Raw genomic sequence first — 21,425 nt, forward strand, 5'->3', positions numbered from 1 at the left:
GTTTAAGTTAAGACTTAGGTTGTTCTGACTGACCGCCTGCTGAGGCTTGTTGTTGATTGTCAGACGTGACCTCTTGCGCTTTTACCTTGGCGCCTGGGCGAACTTTTTGTAATCCGGTAATAATGACGCGATCGCCATCTTTCAGACCGTCGGTCACCAGCCATTTATCACCAATGGCCTGGGTTGCCGTGATCTGACGAACTTCGACTTTGTCTTCAGCGCCAATCACCATCGCACTGGCATCGCCGCGCGGTGTGCGGGTCACGCCCTGCTGTGGAACCAGCAGTGCGGTTGGGTTGGTCCCTTCTTCCAGGCTGGCGCGGACGAACATGCCCGGTAACAGCGTATGGTTCGGGTTCGGGAAAATTGCGCGCAGGGTGATGGAACCGGTGGTCTGATCGACCGTGACGTCAGAGAACTCAAGGCTGCCGGCCTCAGGGAACTTAATGCCGTCACTGGTAACCAGTTCAACTTTCGCTTTGCCGTTTTCCTGCTTCAGCGTGCCGTTCTCCAGCTCCTGTTTCAGGCGCAGGAAATCATTGCTCGACTGGGTAACATCGACATAGATCGGGTCGAGCTGCTGCACGGTTGCCAGCGCGTTAGTCTGGCCGTTCTGCACCAGCGCACCTTCAGTCACGGACGATTTACCAATGCGACCGCTGATAGGGGAGGTCACTTTGGTATAGGCCAGGTTAATGCGTGCGGTTTCAACAGCGGCTTTTGCCGCGATGACGGCAGCATTAGCCTGCTGTGCGTCAGCCTGGGCGCTATCGTATTCCTGTTGGCTGATGTACTGAGTACCCAGCAGTTTCTGATAACGGCTGACCGTCAACTGGGCAATTTTTGCTGCAGCCTGCGCTTTGGCCAGATCGCCTTTTGCGCTTTCGTAGTTAGCCTGGTAGGTCGCGGGATCAATCTGATACAGAGAATCACCCGCTTTAACATCACCCCCTTCCGTAAAATTACGTTTCAGGATGATGCCACTCACCTGTGGACGCACTTCCGCAATGCGGTAAGCACTGGTACGGCCGGGTAATTCAGTTTTGATCTGGAGAGGTTCGGTTTTGAGCGTCACGACGCCAACTTCTGGCACCTGCTGAGCTCCTTGTTGAGCCTGTTTCTCGTCACATCCTGTAAGCGCTAAGCTGCCTGAGAGCATCAGAACGATCGCCAGAGGCGTTAACCCTCTGTTTTTGTTCATATGTAAACCTCGAGTTTCCGATTTCAAATTGATCAATGGATCACGCGTCCACAAACCCATTGCTGCGTTTATATTATCGTCGTGCTATGGTACATACATTCATAAATGTATGTAAATCTGACTCCTGTAAATTCACCTGCGCATGGCACGAAAAACCAAACAACAAGCACTTGCAACACGCCAACACATCCTTGATGTCGCTTTACGCTTGTTTTCGCAACAGGGGGTTTCATCTACCTCTCTGGCACAGATAGCTCAGGCGGCTGGGGTAACCCGGGGAGCGATTTACTGGCATTTCAAAAATAAGTCAGATTTATTTGGTGAAATTTGGGAGTTGTCAGAGTCCAGTATTGGGGATCTCGAGACTGAGTATCGGGCAAAATTCCCTGACGATCCACTCTCAGTTTTAAGAGAGATTCTGGTTTATATTCTTGAGGCGACAGTTATTGAAGAGCGACGCCGTCTTATGATGGAGATCATCTTCCATAAATGTGAATTCGTTGGGGAAATGGCGATCGTGCAACAGGCGCAGCGCAGCCTCTGCCTGGCCAGTTACGACCGTATTGAACAGACGCTGACTCACTGTATCAAAGCGAAAATGCTACCCGCCAATCTGCTGACCCGTCGCGCCGCTATTCTGATGCGCAGCTATATTTCCGGACTGATGGAAAACTGGCTCTTTGCGCCGCAGTCTTTTGATCTGCAACGTGAAGCCCGTGATTATGTCGCCATTCTGCTGGAAATGTACCAGCTCTGCCCTACGCTCCGCGCCCAGCCTGACCCCCTGCTGGCCTGACTCCCAGGAATTATCCAGGAGCCCACAGTTGACGCTATTTTGCTTTCAACTGGCGTGATATTCTTCACGCCGGTCAATTGGGTCATTCATCACACAAATTACACATTACTATGTCGCATTACACACGCAAACAGCATCCTGTTTTTGCCTTTATTCTGGTTTTCTTTCTCGCCTTTCTGGCTTCGCCGGTTGCATTTGCGCGTGGTGATAACACCAGCGACATGCCAACCCGCGCCGATGTCCAGAGTCAGCTCGATGCCCTGAGCAAACAAAAAGAGCTTACTCCGCAGGATAAGCTGGTGCAGAAGGATCTGACGGAAACTCTGGAAACCATCGATAAGATCGAGCGGGTCAAGGCCGAAACCACACAATTACGTCAGAAGGTGGCGCAGGCGCCAGAAGCGATGCGCAAGGCGACAGAGAGCCTGAACGCGCTGGGCGATATCGATAATGATGACGAAACCCGCAAGACGCTGGCGACCCTGTCATTGCGCCAGCTGGAACTGCGCGTGTCGCAGCTGCTGGACGACTTACAAACTGCCCAGAGCGATCTCGCCACCTACAACAGCCAGCTGGTCTCCCTGCAAACTCAGCCGGAGCGCGTGCAGAATGCGATGTATACCGCGTCTCAGGAGCTGCAGCAGATCCGCAATCGCCTGAATGGCACCTCCGCGGGAGAGGCTGCGTTACGCCCCACCCAGCAGACGCTACTCCTGACGCAGCAGCTTTTGCTGAATGCCCAGATCGAGCAGCAGCGTAAGAGCCTGGAAGGCAACACCGTGCTGCAGGATACCCTGCAAAAACAGCGCGACTATGTCACCGCCAACATCAACCGTCTGGAGCACCAGTTGCAGCTGCTGCAGGAGGCGGTGAACAGCAAACGGCTGACCCTGACCGAGAAAACTGCCCAGGAAGCTGTCAACCCGGACGAAACCGCCCGTATCCAGGAAAATCCGCTGGTGAAGCAGGAGCTGGATATCAACCATCAGCTCAGCCAGCGTTTGATCAAAGCGACCGAAAACGGCAACTCGCTGGTTCAGCAGAATATCAAAGTGAAAAACTGGCTGGATCGCGCCCTGCAGTCGGAACGCAATATTAAAGAGCAGATTGCCGTCCTGAAAGGCAGCCTGCTGCTGTCGCGTATTCTTTATCAGCAACAGCAGACCTTGCCTTCCGCCGATGAGCTGGAAGACATGACCAACCGCATTGCGGATCTGCGTCTGGAGCAGTTTGAGGTCAACCAGCAGCGCGACGCCCTGTTCCAGAGCGATGCCTTCGTCGCCAAACTGGAAGAAGGGCACAGCAGCGACGTCAATGACGAAGTTCATGATGCCCTGCTGCAGGTGGTGGATATGCGCCGCGAGCTGCTGGATCAGATGAACAAACAGCTGGGCAATCAGCTGATGATGGCCATTAACCTGCAGATCAACCAGCAGCAGCTGGTGAGCGTCTCTAAAAGCCTGCAGGAGATCCTCACCCAGCAAATCTTCTGGGTAAACAGCAACAAACCGATGGACTGGGACTGGATCAAATCCTTCCCGGGCATGCTTAAAGATCAGATTAAGGCGATGAAAATCACCGTTAACTGGGAAAAAGCAGGCCCTGCGGTGGCCTTTGCTTTCCTGGCGGGCCTGCCGCTATTACTGATTGCCGGTTTAATTCGCTGGCGTCTCGGCTGGCTGAAAAAATACCAGGCGAAGCTGGCACAGGAGGTGGGGCAGCTGCGTAATGACAGCCAGCTTCACACCCCGAAAGCGATTCTTATCGATCTGATCCGCGCTCTGCCGGTCTGTCTGCTGATCCTCGCCGCCGGACTGATCCTGCTGACCATGCAGCTCAATATCAGCGATCTGCTGTGGGCCTTCAGCAAAAAGCTGGCCCTCTTCTGGCTGGTCTTTGGCCTGTGCTGGAAGGTGCTGGAGAAAGACGGCGTGGCGGTGAGTCACTTTAATATGCCTGCGCAGCTGACCAGCCACTGGCGCCGCCAGATTGTGCGCGTCAGCCTGGCGCTGTTGCCGCTGCACTTCTGGTCCGTGGTGGCGGAACTCTCTCCGCTGCATCTGATGGATGATGTGCTGGGGCAGTTCGTTATCCTGCTTAACCTGCTGCTGATCAGCGTGCTGATGTGGCCGATGTGCCGTGACAGCTGGCGCGACAAAGAGTCGCACACAATCCGTCTGGTGACGGTCACCGTGCTCTCTATTATTCCCGTCGCGCTGATGGTGCTGACGGCAACCGGCTACTTCTATACCACCCTGCGTCTGTCAGGGCGCTGGATTGAAACCGTCTATCTGGTGATCTTCTGGAACTTGCTCTACCAGACCGTGCTGCGCGGGCTGAGCGTTGCAGCTCGTCGTATTGCCTATCGCCGTGCCCTGGCGCGTCGACAGAATATGGTGAAAGAGGGGGCCGAAGGCGCCGAACCGCAGGAAGAGCCGACCATCGCTCTGGAGCAGGTAAACCAGCAGACGCTGCGCATCACCATGCTGGTGATGATTGCCCTGTTCGGCGTGATGTTCTGGGCGATCTGGTCTGATTTAATCACCGTCTTTGCTTATCTCGACAGCATTACGCTGTGGCACTACAACGGCACCGAAGCGGGTGCGGCGGTGGTGAAAAACGTCACCATGGGCAGCCTGCTGTTTGCGCTGGTCTCATCGGTGGTGGCCTGGGCCTTGATCCGCAACTTGCCAGGCCTGCTGGAAGTGCTGGTGCTCTCACGCCTGAACATGCGCCAGGGTGCCTCCTACGCCATTACCACCATCCTGAACTACGTGATTCTGGTGGCGGGTGCCATGACGGTCTTCGGGTCGCTCGGGGTGTCGTGGGATAAACTGCAGTGGCTGGCGGCGGCGCTGTCGGTCGGTCTTGGTTTTGGTCTGCAGGAGATCTTCGGTAACTTCGTCTCGGGTCTGATCATCCTGTTCGAACGTCCGGTACGTATCGGCGATACCGTCACCATCGGCACCTTCTCGGGTACCGTCAGCAAGATCCGTATTCGTGCCACCACCATCACCGACTTCGATCGCAAAGAGGTGATCATCCCGAACAAAGCGTTCGTGACCGAGCGACTGATCAACTGGTCGCTCTCGGACACCATCACCCGCGTGGTGATCCGCCTTGGCGTGGCCTACGGCTCCGATCTGGACGCGGTGAAAAAAGTACTGCTGAAAGCGGCGATGGATCATCCGAAAGTGATGCACGATCCGGAGCCATCAGTATTCTTCACCACCTTCGGACCAAGCACTCTGGATCATGAACTGCGTCTGTACGTACGTGAACTGCGTGACCGCAGCTACACCGTAGATGAGCTGAACCGCACCATCGAACGCCTGTGCCGCGAGAACAATATCAATATTGCGTTCAACCAGCTTGAAGTTCATCTGCGCAATGAGAAGGGCGACGAGCATACTGAAGTGAAACGTGACATTAAGGGTGACGTTCCGACTCCAGCGTAACGTTACCCCTCACCCTAACCCTCTCCCCAAAGGGGCGAGGGAATGGTTTGCTCCCTCTCCCTTTCAGGGAGAGGGCAGGGGTGAGGGTCTTTTTCCTTCAAAATCCCGCTTCACAATTTCCAGTGCTTTCAGCACCGTGTCGATCGGCAATTCATGATTCTCCAGCAACATAATCAGGTCGACGGCCAGCTTGACTTCATCGGGGGCGTTTTCCAGTGACACACACTACTCCTGTTAACGGGTCAGACGCGCGATAACGCGTTCAATATCATCCAGTGCCTTGCGGCAGCGTTCAAGCCGCCCCTCCAGCGCGGTAATTTCGCGCATCAGCATCTGCTGCTCTTCCAGCGTTTCGGCCTGGTTCAGCCGGGACTCGCGTTCATTTTTCATCTCGCATAGCCGACGTTCAAACTCCTGGTGCTCCAGGCGCTTGCGCTGCCATTTTGTGGTGCCCGCAGAGGCACCGTCCCAGAGGCGCAGCGGCCAGGCGGCTATCTCCCGGTGCAGGGCGGCGATCTGTTCCGCCAGATGAGCGGCCAGCCAGGCGACCTGCTCAGCCTGCGCGTTATCTACGGCGTGACGCAGCTCGTCCAGATGGTGCTGGGCTTCATCGAGATAATCTTTCATCAGGGTGCTGCGGGTGCGGAACAGCTGCCGGTCAAAACGCGGCTTCAAGGTGGCGTGCTGCATCAGGGGGGCGGCCTGCTCGCGCAGGGTCGTCAGTTGATTTTGCAACGTCTGTAAAAGCAAGGCTGTTTTCAATCCGCACTCCAGTGGTACAGTAGCCGTTCAGTTTGATAACGATTCGCATTATGCAGCGTACTATTCTAATCATCATTGGCTGGCTTGCGGTAGTGCTCGGCACGCTGGGCGTTGTTTTACCTCTTTTACCCACCACGCCCTTTATATTGCTGGCGGCGTGGTGCTTTGCCCGTTCTTCGCCGCGTTTTCACCACTGGCTGCTCTACCGCTCCTGGTTTGGCGGCTACCTGCGCCACTGGCAACAGCACCGTGCCATGCCGCCCGGCGCTAAGCCACGGGCCGTTGCGGTGATCCTCGTGACCTTCGCCTTTTCATTATGGATGGTAAAAATGATGTGGGTGCGGATCCTGCTGCTGGCAATCCTCACCTGCCTGCTGATTTTCATGTGGCGGATCCCCGTCGTTGATGAAAAGCAACAAAAGCAATAATCATGAGTATGGCTGTTGCAATTCTTGCGCGCAGCCAGTAAATTCGACCGTTTTCGAGCACGGGCAGAGCTGGTCAAAGGTTAAACAATTGTTACTTTGACCGACCATTCATCCGCTCCGTGAGTAACACCGTTTTCATCAGGCATCTATTTATGACCGCAACTGCGCAGCAGCTTGAATTTCTTAAAAACAGCATCAAAAGCATCCAGGATTATCCGAAGCCTGGCATTCTTTTCCGTGATGTCACCAGCTTGCTGGAAGACCCGAAAGCGTATGCTCTCAGCATTGAACTGCTGGTTGAGCGTTATAAAAACGCCGGGATCACCAAAGTTGTAGGCACCGAAGCCCGTGGCTTCCTGTTCGGCGCGCCGGTTGCGCTGGCAATGGGCGTGGGTTTTGTGCCGGTACGTAAACCGCGCAAACTGCCTCGCGAAACCATCGCCGAGAGCTACGAGCTGGAATACGGCACCGACCAGCTTGAGATCCACGTTGATGCGATCAAGCCTGGCGATAAAGTGCTGGTGGTTGACGATCTGCTGGCAACCGGCGGCACCATTGAAGCCACCGTGAAGCTGATCCGTCGTCTGGGTGGTGAAGTGACCGATGCGGCCTTCATCATCAACCTGTTCGATCTGGGCGGCGAACAGCGCCTCGAAAAACAGGGCATCACCAGCTACAGCCTCGTGCCTTTCCCGGGACATTAATCCTCCCGCCCGCAACCTCGCCCAACGGGTGAGGTTGTGTTAGCATTACCCCCCTGAATATCCACCTTCCAGCGTTGCAGAGCCTGCCCATGAGTTATCAGGTGTTAGCCCGAAAATGGCGACCCCAAACCTTTGCTGACGTTGTCGGCCAGGAACATGTGCTGACCGCCCTGGCGAACAGCTTATCGCTAGGACGTATCCATCACGCCTGGCTTTTTTCCGGCACCCGTGGCGTCGGTAAAACCTCTATTGCCCGTTTGCTGGCGAAAGGCCTTAACTGCGAAAGCGGGATCACCGCCACGCCGTGCGGCGTCTGCGATAACTGCCGTGAAATCGAGCAGGGGCGCTTTGTCGATCTGATTGAGATCGATGCCGCCTCGCGCACCAAAGTCGAAGATACCCGCGATCTGCTGGATAACGTCCAGTACGCTCCGGCGCGTGGCCGCTTCAAGGTCTATCTGATCGATGAAGTGCACATGCTCTCGCGCCACAGCTTTAACGCCCTGCTGAAAACGCTGGAAGAGCCGCCCGCACACGTTAAGTTCCTGCTGGCGACCACCGATCCGCAAAAGCTGCCGGTCACTATCTTATCCCGCTGCCTGCAGTTCCACCTGAAGGCGCTGGACGTTACGCAGATCCGCGATCGGCTCGAATACATTCTCAACGAAGAGCAGGTTGCCCATGAGCCGCGTGCGCTGCAGCTGCTGGCGCGTGCTGCCGATGGCAGCCTGCGCGATGCCCTCAGCCTCACCGATCAGGCGATTGCCAGCGGGGAAGGTAAGCTGACGACCCAGGCGGTGAGCACCATGCTCGGCACGCTGGATGACGATCAGGCCTTGTCGCTGATTGAAGCGGTGGTCGAGGCCAACGGCGAGCGGGTGATGGAGCTGGTGAACGCCTCTGCGTCACGCGGCGTCGAGTGGGAAGCCCTGCTGGTTGAAATGCTCAGCCTGCTGCACCGCATTGCGATGGTGCAACTCTCCCCGGCGGCGCTGGGCCCGGATATGGCGGCCATTGAACAGCGGATGCGCGAGCTGGCGCGTACCATTCCGCCAACGGACGTACAGCTCTACTATCAAACCCTGTTAATTGGCCGTAAGGAACTGCCGTTCGCGCCCGACAGACGTATGGGGGTCGAGATGACCCTACTGCGCGCGCTAGCGTTCCATCCGCGCATGCCGCTGCCAGAACCTGAGGTGCAGCCGCAGTCGTTCGCTCCGGTGGCGCCGACGGCAGTGCTCACGCCGCCGCAGGTGCCCACGCAGCAGAGTGCGCCACCGCCGCGACAGGACGTGCCGCTGTCGGATGCCACCAGTTCGGTGCTTGCTGCCCGTAGCCAGCTACAGCGTGCTCAGGGAGCAACCAAACCAAAAAAGAGTGAACCGGCAGCGCCTGCAAGAGCGCGGCCGGTAAATAATGCCGCGCTTGAACGTCTGGCTTCGGTCACGGATCGCGTCCAGTCGCGTTCGGCAACGGTCACCTCTGAGCCAAAGGCTCCGGTTAAGCAAGAGGCGTATCGCTGGAAAGCGACCACCGTCACCGAAGAGGTGAAGGTGGAGGTTGCCACGCCGAAGGCGCTGAAAAAGGCGCTGGAGCACGAGAAAACGCCGGAGCTCTCCGCCAAACTCGCCGAGGAGTCGCTTGAGCGCGATCCCTGGGCGGCAGAGGTCAGCAAACTCAAGCTGCCGAAACTGGTGGAGCAGGTCGCGCTCAACGCCTGGCGCGAGCAGGATGGCAACCGCATCTGTCTGCATCTGCGTCCGGGCCAGCGTCATCTGAACTCGGCGAGCGCGCAGCAGGTGCTGACTGAGGCGCTCTCCACATTACAGGGTGCGCCGGTTGAATTGACCATCATTGAAGATGATAATCCGGCGGTGCGAACGCCGCTGGAGTGGCGTCAGGCCATTTATGAAGAGAAACTCGCGCAGGCGCGTGAGTCGATTATCGCGGATAATAACATTCAGACCCTGCAGCGTTACTTTGATGCAGACCTGGATGAAGAGAGTATTCGACCCATTTGATCGTGAGTCTGACTTACGGTTGTTATCTTTAACGTGAAAGAAGAGAGAAGCCTATGTTTGGTGGTAAAGGCGGTCTGGGTGGTCTGATGAAGCAGGCCCAGCAGATGCAGGAAAAAATGCAGAAGATGCAGGAAGAGATCGCGCAGATGGAAGTCACTGGCGAATCTGGCGCAGGTCTGGTCAAAGTGACTATCAACGGCGCACATAACTGCCGTCGCGTGGAGATCGACCCAAGCCTGCTCGAAGACGACAAAGATATGCTGGAAGATCTGGTCGCCGCTGCATTTAACGATGCTGCGCGCCGTATCGACGAAACTCAGAAAGAAAAAATGGCCTCTGTATCCTCCGGAATGCAGCTGCCACCGGGCTTTAAGATGCCGTTCTGATGCAAACCAGTCCGCTGCTTACGCAGTTAATGGAAGCGCTGCGCTGCCTGCCGGGCGTCGGCCCGAAGTCGGCGCAGCGTATGGCGTTTACCCTGCTGCAACGCGATCGCAGCGGCGGAATGCGCCTGGCGCAGGCTCTGACCCGCGCCATGTCGGAAATTGGTCACTGTGCCGATTGCCGCACCTTTACCGAGCAGGACGTGTGTAACATCTGCGCCAACCCGCGTCGTCAGGAAAACGGTCAGATTTGCGTGGTGGAGAGTCCTGCGGACATTTACGCCATCGAACAGACCGGGCAATTTTCTGGCCGCTACTTTGTGCTGATGGGCCACCTTTCACCGCTGGACGGTATTGGTCCGGATGATATCGGCCTGGACCGCCTGGAACAGCGCCTGAAATCGGAAACGATCTCTGAGGTGATCCTCGCCACCAACCCAACGGTGGAAGGGGAGGCGACAGCCAACTATATCGCCGAGCTGTGTGCGGAGTCGGGCGTCGACGCCAGCCGTATCGCCCACGGTGTCCCGGTTGGCGGTGAGCTGGAGATGGTGGACGGCACCACGCTGTCGCACTCTCTGGCAGGTCGTCACAAGATTATTTTCTGACCAAACGGAGGCTGCAGCCGTGGCCTCCGCTTGAAAACTTACCCGCTTATCCCCATCTCTCCCTCAACGCTTTTAAACCCCATTAAATGGCATTGTTGAGGTCGACTTAGTATGAAAGGACAAGAAACCCGTGGTTTCCAGTCAGAAGTAAAACAACTTCTGCACCTGATGATCCATTCTCTTTATTCAAATAAAGAAATTTTCCTGCGCGAGCTTATCTCTAACGCCTCTGATGCGGCAGACAAGCTGCGTTTTCGTGCGCTCTCGAAGCCAGAGCTGTATGAAGGTGACGGCGAACTGCGCGTGCGCGTCTCCTTTGATAAAGAGAACCGCACTCTGACTATCGCGGATAACGGCATCGGGATGACCCGCGATGAAGCCATCGACCATCTTGGCACCATCGCCAAATCCGGCACCAAAGCCTTCCTGCAGTCGATGGGCTCCGACCAGGCAAAAGACAGCCAGCTGATTGGCCAGTTCGGCGTGGGCTTCTATTCCGCCTTCATCGTGGCGGATAAAGTCACCGTGCGTACCCGTGCGGCAGGCGAAAGCGCTGAAAGCGGCGTGTTCTGGGAATCACACGGCGAAGGTGAATACACCGTTGCCGACATCACCAAAGCCGATCGCGGGACCGAAATCACCCTGCACCTGCGCGAAGGGGAAGATGATTTCCTCAACGACTGGCGCGTACGCTCCATCATCAGCAAATATTCCGACCATATCGCGCTGCCGGTAGAGATCGAAAAACAGGAAGAGCAGGACGGCGAAACCGTTATCTCCTGGGAGAAGATCAACAAGGCGCAGGCGCTGTGGACGCGCAACAAGTCTGAAATCAAAGACGAAGAGTACACCGAGTTCTACAAGCACATCGCCCACGACTTTACCGATCCGCTGACCTGGAGCCACAACCGCGTGGAAGGTAAGCAGGAGTACACCAGCCTGCTGTACATCCCGGCGCAGGCCCCGTGGGATATGTGGAACCGCGATCACAAGCACGGCCTGAAGCTGTACGTGCAGCGCGTGTTCATCATGGACGAAGCCGAGCAGTTCATGCCGAACTACCTGCGCTTTGTGCGTGGCCTGATTGACTCAAACGATCTGCCGCTGAACGTCTCCCGTGAGATCCTTCAGGACAGCACCGTGACCCGCAATCTGCGCACCGCGCTGAGCAAGCGTGCGCTGCAGATGCTGGACAAGCTGGCGAAAGACGACGCCGAAAAATACCAGACCTTCTGGAAACAGTTCGGCCTGGTGCTGAAAGAGGGCCCGGCGGAAGACACCTCCAACGTCGAAGCCATTGCTAAGCTGCTGCGCTTTGCCTCCACCCATACCGACTCTTCCGAGCAGACCGTGTCGCTGGAAGAGTACATCTCCCGCATGAAAGAAGGGCAGGAGAAGATCTACTACATCACCGCCGACAGCTATGCCGCGGCGAAGAGCAGCCCGCACCTGGAGCTGCTGCGTAAGAAAGGCATCGAAGTGCTGCTGCTTTCCGATCGCATCGATGAGTGGATGATGAACTACCTGACCGAGTTCAGCGGCAAAGCGTTCCAGTCCGTTGCCAAAGCCGATGAGTCTATCGACAAGCTGGCGGATGAGGTGGACGAAACCGCGAAAGAGGCGGAGAAGGCGCTGGAGCCGTTCGTTGAGCGCGTGAAAACCCATCTGGGCGATCGCGTGAAAGAGGTGCGTTTCACCCACCGTCTGACCGATACCCCGGCCATCGTCACCACCGAAGCCGACGAGATGAGCACTCAAATGGCGAAGCTGTTCGCCGCTGCGGGCCAGAGCGTACCGGAAGTGAAGTACATCTTTGAACTGAACCCGGATCACGCCCTGGTGAAACGTGCGGCCGAGACCCAGGACGAAGCGCGCTTCGCCGAGTGGGTTGAACTGCTGCTGGATCAGTCCCTGCTGGCCGAACGCGGCACGCTGGAAGATCCAAACCAGTTCATCAAGCGCGTGAATGCGTTGCTGCTGAGCTAATACAACTACCCCTCACCCCAGCCCTCTCCCCAAAGGGGAGAGGGTGTAATAGTTCCCTCTCCCCTCTGGGGAGAGGGTCAGGGTGAGGGGAGCCGTTACCGCACCCTCTAATAAATTCCCCTCATTAACCGTTTCAGCCGCCCCGCCTTCCTTGAGCGATACCCGTTCTGATGGTATTGTTTAGCGCTTTTTGAAAAATTGAATCGACTTTTGAGGGGATTTTCGCAATGCGTATTATTCTGCTTGGCGCTCCGGGCGCGGGTAAAGGAACTCAGGCTCAGTTCATCATGGAGAAATACGGTATTCCGCAAATCTCTACGGGTGACATGCTGCGTGCCGCTGTTAAATCTGGCTCCGAGCTGGGTAAACAGGCGAAAGACATTATGGACGCCGGCAAGCTGGTGACCGACGAGCTGGTTATCGCTCTGGTTAAAGAACGCATTTCCCAGGAAGACTGCCGTAACGGTTTCCTGCTGGACGGCTTCCCGCGCACCATTCCTCAGGCTGATGCTATGAAAGAAGCGGGCATCAACGTGGACTACGTGCTGGAGTTCGACGTACCTGACGAGCTGATCGTTGACCGTATCATCGGTCGTCGCGTACACGCCGCTTCCGGCCGCGTTTACCACGTTAAGTTCAACCCACCGCAGGTGGAAGGTAAAGACGACGTGACCGGCGAAGAGCTGACCACCCGTAAAGACGATCAGGAAGAGACCGTGCGTAAGCGCCTGGTGGAATACCATCAGATGACCGCGCCGCTGATCGGCTACTACACCAAAGAAGCGCAGGCGGGTAACACCAAATACGCGAAAGTTGACGGCACCAAAGCCGTTGCTGATGTTCGTGCAGAGCTGGAAAAGATCCTCGGCTAATCGCGCGTCTCTCACCCGGGTCCTCCGGGTGAGAAAATTTCTCATTTCGTCTATCGCAGCAATGGGTTCCGTTTACGCGCTTTTCAGATACACTTATCAGCCAGTTAAATGGTTATGAGGCGTGAATGAGTCAGGCGAAAACCGGCATCCTGCTTGCCAATCTAGGTACCCCCGAAGCCCCAACACCCGCAGCGGTCAGCCGTTATCTGCGCCAGTTTCTGAGCGATACACGCGTTGTGGATACCCCGCGCGTGCTGTGGTGGCCGCTACTGCGCGGCGTGATTTTACCGATCCGTTCTCCGCGCGTGTCAAAACTCTATCAGTCCGTCTGGATGGAGGAGGGCTCGCCGCTGATGGTCTACAGCCGTCGCCAGGAGAAAGCGCTGGCCGCCCGTCTGCCGGATATGCCGGTGGCGCTGGGCATGAGCTACGGTAAACCGTCCCTGAAAAGCGCCGTCGATGACCTGCTGGCGCAGGGCGTTGACCACATCAAAGTGCTGACGCTCTATCCGCAATACTCCTGCTCCACCGTGGCCGCGGTCTGGGATGAACTGGCCCGCATTCTGGCAACACGCCGCCGTATTCCAGGCGTAACCTTTATTCGCGACTACGCGGATAACGAGCTGTACATCAAGGCCCTCGCCAGCAGCGCCCGCGCGTCCTTTGAGAAACACGGCGAGCCGGATCTGCTGCTGCTCTCCTACCACGGTATTCCGCAGCGATTCGCCGACGAAGGGGATGATTACCCGCAACGCTGTCGCGACACCACCCGGGAGCTGGTTTCCGCCCTCGGCCTGCCGCCGGAGAAGGTGATGATGACCTTCCAGTCGCGCTTTGGCCGCGAGCCGTGGCTGACCCCCTATACCGATGAAACCCTCAAAATGCTGGGCGAGAAGGGAGTGAAGCATATTCAGGTGATGTCGCCGGGCTTTGCGGCGGACTGCCTGGAAACCCTGGAAGAGATCGCGGTGCAAAACCGTGAGTTTTTCCTCGAAGCGGGCGGCACAAAGTATGAGTATATTCCGGCGCTTAACGACGACCCGGAGCATATCGATATGATGGTCTCTCTGCTGACCAACAGCCGCTGATCGCACTCTGAGCCGGGTTTGTGCTACCATTCCCGGCCCATCCGTCACTCATAGCCCAGAACATGAAATTTCCCGGTAAACGTAAATCTAAACACTACTTTCCCGTTAACGCCCGCGATCCGCTGCTGCAGCAAATTCAGCCGGAAAATGAGACCAGTGCCGCCTGGGTGGTAGGCATCGATCAGACGCTGGTGGATATTGAAGCTAAAGTGGACGATGCGTTTGTCGCGCGTTACGGCCTGAGCGCCGGGCACTCTCTGGTTATTGAAGACGATGTGGCGGAAGCGCTGTATCAGGAGCTGGTGAGGGAGAACCTCATCACCCATCAGTTTGCCGGTGGCACCATCGGCAACACCATGCACAACTACTCCGTGCTGGCGGACGACCGCTCCGTCCTGCTGGGCGTGATGTGCAGCAATATCGAAATTGGCAGCTACGCCTACCGCTATCTCTGCAATACCTCCAGCCGTACCGATCTGAATTACCTGCAGGGCGTGGACGGGGCAATTGGCCGCTGTTTCACGCTGATCGGGGAATCCGGCGAACGTACCTTTGCCATCAGCCCGGGGCACATGAACAAACTACGCGCCGAGAGCATTCCGGAAGAGGTGATTGCCGGGGCATCAGCGCTGGTGCTGACCTCCTACCTGGTGCGCTGCAAGCCGGGCGAGCCGATGCCGGAAGCGACCATGAAGGCCGTGGAGTATGCGAAGAAATACAACGTACCGGTGGTTCTGACCCTGGGCACTAAATTTGTCATCGCCGACAACCCGGAGTGGTGGCAGGCGTTCCTGAAAGAGCACGTCTCGATTCTGGCGATGAACGAAGAAGAGGCCGAAGCCCTGACCGGGGAGAGCGATCCGCTGCTGGCCTCTGACAAGGCGCTGGACTGGGTCGACCTGGTGCTCTGCACCGCCGGACCGGTAGGCTTGTATATGGCCGGTTTCACCGAAGAAGAGGCGAAGCGTAAAACCCAGCATCCGCTGCTGCCGGGGGCGATTGCCGAGTTCAACCAGTTTGAGTTCAGCCGCGCCATGCGCCATAAAGACTGCGTCACTCCCCTGCGTATTTTCTCCCATATCGCCCCGTACATGGGCGGCCCGGAGAAGATCATGAACACCAACGGCGCAGGCGACGGCGCGCTGGCCGCCCTGCTGCACGATATCACCGCTAACGCCTTCCACCGCACCAACGTGCCGAACTCCAGCAAGCACAAGTTTAACTGGCTGACCTACTCGTCGCTGGCGCAGGTGTGTAAGTACGCGAACCGCGTGAGCTATCAGGTGCTGAACCAGCACTCACCGCGCTTAACGCGCGGCCTGCCGGAGCGGGAAGATAGCCTGGAAGAGTCATACTGGGATCGGTAAAAGAAAACCCCTCACCCTAACCCTCTCCCCATAGGGGAGAGGGAACTCAAACACCCTCTCCCCTATGGGGAGAGGGCCGGGGTGAGGGGCCCAGGCCGCACAAGTTTTACCCCGTCACCGTCGCTTCAACCGGCGGTTTCTCCAGCAGCGACAGCATGGTATTGGCAATCTCGCGTTCGCCCATCACCACCTGATTCGCGCCGCGCTCCATAATGTAATCCACTTCGTCGTCGTAATGCGCCCGGGCGATAATCTCCAGGTGCGGGTATTTTTCACGGGCGGAGACCACGATCTCACCGGCCTCGTAACCGTTAGGGATAGTCAACAGCAGCCAGCGGGCGCAATCCAGATGCGCCAGGTTCATGATCTCTTCGTTAGCCGCGTTCCCCAGTACCGCGCGGATCCCGCGCTCGCGCAGCTCATCCACGCGGGTGCGGGAGGTTTCAATCACCACCAGCGGAATGCCCTGGGCCATCAGCTTCTCGCCCAGCAGGCTCCCGACGCGGCCAAAACCGACCAGCAGGGCGTGGTTGCAGATATCCACCGGGATCTGCTTCTCTTCTTCGATCGCCTCTTCCAGGGTCTGCTCTTCGAGGGTTTCGGTTTTATCGAGGTATTTTTCCAGCAGCGCGAACAGCACCGGGTTCAGCATAATGGAGAGGATTGCCCCTGCCAGCACCAGGTTTTGCCCGGCCTGCGGCAGCAGATCCAGCGCCATGCCCAGTCCGGCGAGGATAAAGGCAAACTCACCAATCTGCGCAAGGCTGGCGGCGATGGTCAGCGCAGTACGCGGCGAGTGACCAAACATGCGCACTAGGAAGAAAGCCGCCACCGACTTACCAAAGATAATGATCGCCAGGGTGCCCAGCACCGCCAGCGGCTGCTCAATCAGCACCAGCGGATTGAACAGCATCCCGACCGAGACAAAGAACAGCACCGCAAAGGCATCGCGCAGGGGCAGGGTATCGTGGGCGGCACGGTGGCTCAGTTCCGATTCGTTCAGCACCATCCCGGCAAAGAAGGCGCCCAGCGCGAAGGAGACGTCGAACAGCTCCACGGCGCCGAAGGCAATCCCCAGCGCCAGCGCCAGTACCGCGAGGGTAAACAGCTCGCGCGAGCCGGTCGCCGCGCTGCGGGAGAGGATCCACGGCACCAGGCGGCGGCCCACCAGCATCATGATGGCGATAAAGGCCACCACTTTGCCGATGGTGATACTCATATCCAGCGCCAGGGAGGCGAACCCGACGTTCTCTTTTTCGAGCATTCCGGCGACAGCAGGCAGCAACACCAGGGTTAAGACCATCACCAGATCTTCAACAATCAGCCAGCCAATGGCGATCTGCCCCCGCTGGCTGTCAATCAGCTGTCTCTCTTCAAGCGCGCGCAGCAGCACCACGGTACTGGCGGTGGAAAGACACAGACCAAACACGATACCGGTCATCAGCGGCCAGCCCAGCATCGCTGAAAGCGCCATACCCAGCAACGTCGCCACGGCTATCTGGGCGATCGCGCCAGGAATGGCGATGGACTTTACCGCCATCAAATCCTTCAGGGAGAAATGCAAACCCACACCGAACATCAGCAGGATCACCCCAAGCTCCGCCAGCTCGGGGGCAAGTTTCGTATCAGCAACAAAACCAGGGGTAAACGGACCAGCTAACACGCCCGCCACTAAATAGCCCACCAGAGGGGAAATACGCAGTTTGTTGGCAATCATGCCGAGTATAAAAGCGAGTACAAGTCCACCAACAATGGTGGTGATAAGCGGTGTGGCGTGGTGCATTCCGTCTCCTTTCGTTGCTGTATGACTCCATTTTTGGTTCGTAAACCAAAAAGCCGTGTAATAGTTTATGACAAAATTAATGATTACGTTTATGAATAATTATTGAATTTTAATGAAAACAGCAATAAGGGTTAAACGGACGTACATCCGGACGATTTATCAGAGGTGTGGTGAAGAAAGGCTGATGGCAGAAGGGAAGGGCGCGGCCAAAGCTGTAGTTTGGCCGCAGATAAATCAGGATTTATGCCGGTTATCAGGCAGGAATATAGTCAACATCCCAAGAAGTGGCAGGAAAGCGCAGATTTTGTAGACCAGGAAGATGCTGGTATGGTCTGCAATCAGCCCTAATACCGCCGCGCCAAGCCCGCCCATCCCGAAGGCAAAACCAAAAAACAGCCCGGAAACCATGCCAATACGCCCCGGAAGCAGCTCCTGAGCGTACACCAGAATGGCAGAAAAGGCGGATGCGAGGATAAAACCAATGATCACGGTTAAAACGCCCGTCCACCACAGGGTTGCGTAGGGTAAAATAAGCGTGAAGGGCGCAACACCGAGGATAGAGCCCCAAATCACATATTTACGTCCGATTTTGTCCCCCAGCGGCCCACCAATAAAGGTCCCGGCTGCGACGGCAAACAGGAACGCGAACAGATGAAACTGGGCGTTTTGTACCGATAGTCCGAATTTTTCCATCAGATAAAAGGTGTAATAGCTGCTGATACTCGCCATATAGAAGTATTTGGAGAAAATCAGCATCAGCAGGATGCTGACGGCCAGAATCACCTTGTTGCGTGGCAGGGGATTTATCACCGGCGCTTTTGGTTTGCCTTTATTGACCCGGTGCTGAGCCGCATACCAGCGGCTGATTTGCGCCAGCACCACAATCGCTAACAGCGCGGCCAGCACAAACCAGGCCACGTTGCCTTTGCCGTACGGGGCGATAATCACCGCCGCCAGCAGCGGACCGAGGGAGCTGCCGAAGTTGCCGCCCACCTGGAACAGCGACTGTGCCAGACCGTGACGGCCACCGGAGGCCATTCGCGCCACGCGGGACGACTCCGGATGGAAGACCGACGAGCCGGTGCCCACCAGGGCGGCTGCCACCAGCACCCCTTCAAAGCTGCCCGCCATCGCCAGCAGGATCAGGCCGCTCAGGGTAAAGCACATGCCAATCGGCAGCGACCATGGCATCGGATATTTATCCGTCCAGTAGCCCACCACCGGTTGCAGCAGCGACGACGCCAGCTGGAAGGTGAGGGTGATCATGCCGATCTGCACGAAGGTGAGAGAGAACTCGGACTGCAGTAACGGGTAGATCGCCAGAATAAGCGACTGGATCATATCGTTAAGCAGATGCGAAAGACTGATTGCGCCGAGAATACCGAATGAGGTGCGGGCCTTAGCCGCCGACACCGGAGGAGTAGATTCGCTGATTGCCATAAATACCACGTCGATTGTTATTGGAAGTGCAGGGAGTAATTATTATCCGACTAACATACCTGTCCCTGACATTTGAGGAAAGTCGCAATTCTGAAAACATATTTGTCTATTCTGATGACTCATTGTAATTTTTGCGTTTGTCTAAGATCAGGGAGTGAAGAAATGAAGTTAATGAAGCGAGGCGTCGCGCTGGCAATAATAGCGGCGTGCGGTCTGCTCAGCCTGCCAGCCCAGGCCTGGGAAAAAGATAAAACCTATAACATCACCATCCTGCATACTAACGATCATCACGGCCACTTCTGGCGCAGCGAATACGGCGAATATGGCCTCTCGGCGCAGAAAACGCTGGTGGACGGGATCCGTAAAGAGGTGGCGGCAAAAGGCGGCAGCGTGCTGCTGCTCTCCGGCGGCGATATTAATACCGGCGTGCCGGAATCCGATCTACAGGACGCAGAACCCGACTTTCGCGGCATGAATCTGATTGGCTACGATGCGATGGCCGTCGGCAACCATGAGTTTGATAATCCCATCGAAGTATTACGCCAGCAGGAGAAGTGGGCCAAATTCCCGTTCCTCTCCGCCAATATTTACCAGAAAAGCACCGGCGAGCGCTTATTTAAGCCCTGGGCCATTTTTAAACGCCAGGATATTAAAATTGCGGTCGTGGGGCTGACCACCGACGACACGGCGAAAATCGGCAACCCGGAATATTTTACCGACATCGAATTCCGTAAACCGGCCGACGAAGCGAAGCTGGTGATCCAGGAGCTGCAGCAGAACGAAAAACCGGACGTGATTATCGCCACCACCCACATGGGCCACTACGATAACGGCGAGCACGGCTCGAACGCGCCGGGTGATGTTGAGATGGCGCGTAGCCTGCCGGCGGGCTCGCTGGCGATGATTGTGGGCGGTCACTCCCAGGATCCGGTCTGTATGGCGTCGGAAAATAAAAAGCAGGTGGACTACGTGCCTGGCACGCCGTGCGCGCCGGACAAGCAGAACGGGATCTGGATTGTGCAGGCCCACGAGTGGGGCAAATATGTGGGCCGCGCGGACTTTGAATTCCGCAACGGCGAGATGAAGCTGGTGCACTACCAGCTGATCCCGATCAACCTGAAGAAGAAGGTCACTTACGATAACGGCCAGAGCGAGCGCGTGCTCTATACGCCGGAAATCGCGGAAAACCCACAGATGCTCTCCCTGCTGACGCCGTTCCAGAATAAAGGTAAGGCGCAGCTGGACGTGAAGATTGGCACGCTCAACGGCCGACTGGAAGGCGATCGCAGCAAGGTGCGCTTCGTGCAGACCAACATGGGGCATCTGATCCTGGCCGCGCAGATGGCGCGCACCGGTGCCGATTTTGCGGTGATGAGCGGCGGCGGGATCCGCGACTCCATCGAAGGCGGGGACATCACCTATAAAGATGTGCTGAAGGTGCAGCCGTTCGGCAACGTGCTGGTGTATGTCGATATGAGCGGCAAAGAGGTGACAGACTATCTGACGGCGGTGGCGCAGATGAAACCGGACTCCGGAGCCTATCCACAGTTTGCCAACGTGAGCTTTGTGGCGAAGGGCGGGGTGCTGAGCGACCTGAAGATCAAGGGCGAACCGGTCGATCCGGCCAAAACCTACCGGATGGCGACGTTAAGCTTTAACGCCACCGGCGGCGATGGTTATCCGCATATCGATAATAAACCGGGCTATGTGAATACCGGCTTTATCGACGCCGAGGTGCTCAAGCAGTATATCCAGCAGAATTCACCGCTGGATGTGAATGCCTATGAACCGCAGGGTGAGGTGAGCTGGCATTAACCGCCGTAAGTGCCGGGTGGCGGCTTCAGGACCGTGCGGCCTGCTGCCCTCACCCCGTCCCTCTCCCACCGGGAGAGGGCGCAAACACTAAAAACGGTAACGGTTGTTACCGTTTTGCTTTTACCTCGAAGCGCCACCGGGCAATGCCTTAATCCCGGCGCGCAATATCCGCAAACTGCGCATCCAGCATTTTCGCCAGATCGCTCGCCGAAAGTTCAATGTCCAGCCCGCGCTTGCCGCCGGAAATGTAGATTGTGTCAAACCCCTGTGAGGGCGCATCAATCAGCGTCGGCAGGCGCTTCTTTTGCCCCAGCGGGCTGATCCCACCCACCAGGTACCCCGTGGTGCGTTGCGCAATCATCGGGTCCGCCATATCCACTTTTTTCGCGCCCAGCGCTTTGGCGACTTTCTTCAGATCCAGCTGGCTGGCAACCGGCGTCACCGCCACGGCGAGGTGTTTCATGTCGCCATTCACCGCGACCAGCAATGTTTTATAAACCTGATCCGCATTCAGACCCAGTTTACGCACCACTTCATCACCAAAATTGGTTTCAGCCGGATCGTGGTCGTAGCTGTGGATCCGAAACGCAATCTTGTTTTTTTCGAGTAATTTAACGGCGGGAGTCATAGCAATCCTTCTTAGCCCGGACAATAAACGCCTTAAGAATACGCCTCAAAAGAGGCTAAAAAATAGCACCATCTTGCGCATATAG

The 21,425-nt window shown here is 56.8% G+C and carries 18 protein-coding genes and 1 other annotated feature; of the genes, 12 read left to right on the forward strand and 6 right to left on the reverse strand.

Annotated elements, in window-relative coordinates:
• Positions 1-7: 7 nt before the first annotated feature.
• Entirely contained in the window at positions 8-1,201 is a 1,194-nt protein-coding gene (gene acrA / locus ACOYA6_RS01035; RefSeq protein ID WP_039032406.1) for a multidrug efflux RND transporter periplasmic adaptor subunit AcrA, read from the reverse strand.
• Positions 1,202-1,343: 142 nt separating this feature from the next.
• Between acrA and acrR the strand changes: the two genes are divergently transcribed.
• Together acrR and mscK are read left to right on the forward strand one after the other, a co-directional pair.
• Positions 1,344-1,997, forward strand: a complete 654-nt coding sequence (gene acrR / locus ACOYA6_RS01040) for a multidrug efflux transporter transcriptional repressor AcrR (protein WP_422653863.1) — start codon at positions 1,344-1,346, stop codon at positions 1,995-1,997.
• Between the two features lie 110 nt (positions 1,998-2,107).
• Entirely contained in the window at positions 2,108-5,455 is a 3,348-nt protein-coding gene (mscK, locus tag ACOYA6_RS01045) for a mechanosensitive channel MscK (protein WP_422653864.1), read from the forward strand.
• A gap of 63 nt (positions 5,456-5,518) precedes the next feature.
• On the opposite strand, the gene rsmS is transcribed toward mscK, so the two are convergent.
• Both rsmS and priC read right to left on the reverse strand, forming a co-directional pair.
• Positions 5,519-5,677: a pleiotropic regulatory protein RsmS gene (gene rsmS / locus ACOYA6_RS01050; protein WP_138369710.1), complete on the reverse strand. Its 159-nt coding sequence runs from the start codon at positions 5,675-5,677 to the stop codon at positions 5,519-5,521.
• Between the two features lie 12 nt (positions 5,678-5,689).
• A complete protein-coding gene (gene priC, locus ACOYA6_RS01055) occupies positions 5,690-6,217 on the reverse strand; it encodes a primosomal replication protein N'' (protein WP_039032409.1) in 528 nt (175 codons plus the stop codon).
• Between the two features lie 50 nt (positions 6,218-6,267).
• Between priC and ACOYA6_RS01060 the strand changes: the two genes are divergently transcribed.
• The 9 genes from ACOYA6_RS01060 (at position 6,268) to ACOYA6_RS01100 (ending at position 15,674) form a co-directional block, all read left to right on the forward strand.
• Positions 6,268-6,645 (forward strand): DUF454 family protein, encoded by a 378-nt coding sequence (locus ACOYA6_RS01060; protein WP_039032410.1) that lies wholly within the window; start codon positions 6,268-6,270, stop codon positions 6,643-6,645.
• A gap of 152 nt (positions 6,646-6,797) precedes the next feature.
• Positions 6,798-7,349, forward strand: a complete 552-nt coding sequence (gene apt, locus ACOYA6_RS01065) for an adenine phosphoribosyltransferase (protein WP_010428187.1) — start codon at positions 6,798-6,800, stop codon at positions 7,347-7,349.
• An 89-nt stretch (positions 7,350-7,438) separates the two neighbouring features.
• Positions 7,439-9,370 (forward strand): DNA polymerase III subunit gamma/tau, encoded by a 1,932-nt coding sequence (dnaX, locus tag ACOYA6_RS01070; RefSeq protein WP_039032411.1) that lies wholly within the window; start codon positions 7,439-7,441, stop codon positions 9,368-9,370.
• Positions 8,700-8,764 (forward strand) — a sequence feature (DnaX frameshifting element). It overlaps the preceding gene by 65 nt.
• Positions 9,371-9,423: 53 nt before the next feature.
• A complete protein-coding gene (locus ACOYA6_RS01075) occupies positions 9,424-9,756 on the forward strand; it encodes a YbaB/EbfC family nucleoid-associated protein (protein ID WP_032616874.1) in 333 nt (110 codons plus the stop codon).
• The gene (gene recR / locus ACOYA6_RS01080) at positions 9,756-10,361 is read left to right on the forward strand and encodes a recombination mediator RecR (protein ID WP_039032412.1); all 606 of its coding nucleotides are present in this window, start codon (positions 9,756-9,758) and stop codon (positions 10,359-10,361) included. Before ACOYA6_RS01075 ends, recR begins: the two co-directional genes overlap by 1 nt.
• 111 nt (positions 10,362-10,472) lie before the next feature.
• A complete protein-coding gene (htpG, locus tag ACOYA6_RS01085; RefSeq protein WP_223074679.1) occupies positions 10,473-12,347 on the forward strand; it encodes a molecular chaperone HtpG in 1,875 nt (624 codons plus the stop codon).
• A 227-nt stretch (positions 12,348-12,574) separates the two neighbouring features.
• Positions 12,575-13,219, forward strand: a complete 645-nt coding sequence (gene adk, locus ACOYA6_RS01090) for an adenylate kinase (RefSeq protein WP_039032414.1) — start codon at positions 12,575-12,577, stop codon at positions 13,217-13,219.
• A gap of 125 nt (positions 13,220-13,344) precedes the next feature.
• The gene (gene hemH, locus ACOYA6_RS01095; RefSeq protein ID WP_223074680.1) at positions 13,345-14,307 is read left to right on the forward strand and encodes a ferrochelatase; all 963 of its coding nucleotides are present in this window, start codon (positions 13,345-13,347) and stop codon (positions 14,305-14,307) included.
• 62 nt (positions 14,308-14,369) lie between these two features.
• Positions 14,370-15,674: an inosine/guanosine kinase gene (locus ACOYA6_RS01100; protein WP_039032416.1), complete on the forward strand. Its 1,305-nt coding sequence runs from the start codon at positions 14,370-14,372 to the stop codon at positions 15,672-15,674.
• Positions 15,675-15,780: 106 nt separating this feature from the next.
• On the opposite strand, the gene ybaL is transcribed toward ACOYA6_RS01100, so the two are convergent.
• Both ybaL and ACOYA6_RS01110 read right to left on the reverse strand, forming a co-directional pair.
• Positions 15,781-17,457 (reverse strand): YbaL family putative K(+) efflux transporter, encoded by a 1,677-nt coding sequence (gene ybaL, locus ACOYA6_RS01105; RefSeq protein ID WP_039032417.1) that lies wholly within the window; start codon positions 17,455-17,457, stop codon positions 15,781-15,783.
• A 234-nt stretch (positions 17,458-17,691) separates the two neighbouring features.
• Positions 17,692-18,897, reverse strand: a complete 1,206-nt coding sequence (locus tag ACOYA6_RS01110) for an MFS transporter (protein WP_039032418.1) — start codon at positions 18,895-18,897, stop codon at positions 17,692-17,694.
• 162 nt (positions 18,898-19,059) lie between these two features.
• Here ACOYA6_RS01110 and ushA point away from each other — a divergent pair, with 162 nt between their 5' ends.
• On the forward strand, positions 19,060-20,712 hold the full coding sequence (ushA, locus tag ACOYA6_RS01115; protein ID WP_422653865.1) for a bifunctional UDP-sugar hydrolase/5'-nucleotidase UshA: 1,653 nt from the start codon (positions 19,060-19,062) through the stop codon (positions 20,710-20,712).
• Between the two features lie 148 nt (positions 20,713-20,860).
• Here the strand turns inward: ushA and ybaK are convergent, their stop codons facing one another.
• Positions 20,861-21,340: a Cys-tRNA(Pro)/Cys-tRNA(Cys) deacylase YbaK gene (gene ybaK / locus ACOYA6_RS01120; protein ID WP_422653866.1), complete on the reverse strand. Its 480-nt coding sequence runs from the start codon at positions 21,338-21,340 to the stop codon at positions 20,861-20,863.
• Positions 21,341-21,425 lie beyond the last annotated feature (85 nt).

This window comes from Leclercia barmai (assembly GCF_049312895.1).
GTDB lineage: Bacteria > Pseudomonadota > Gammaproteobacteria > Enterobacterales > Enterobacteriaceae > Enterobacter > Enterobacter barmai.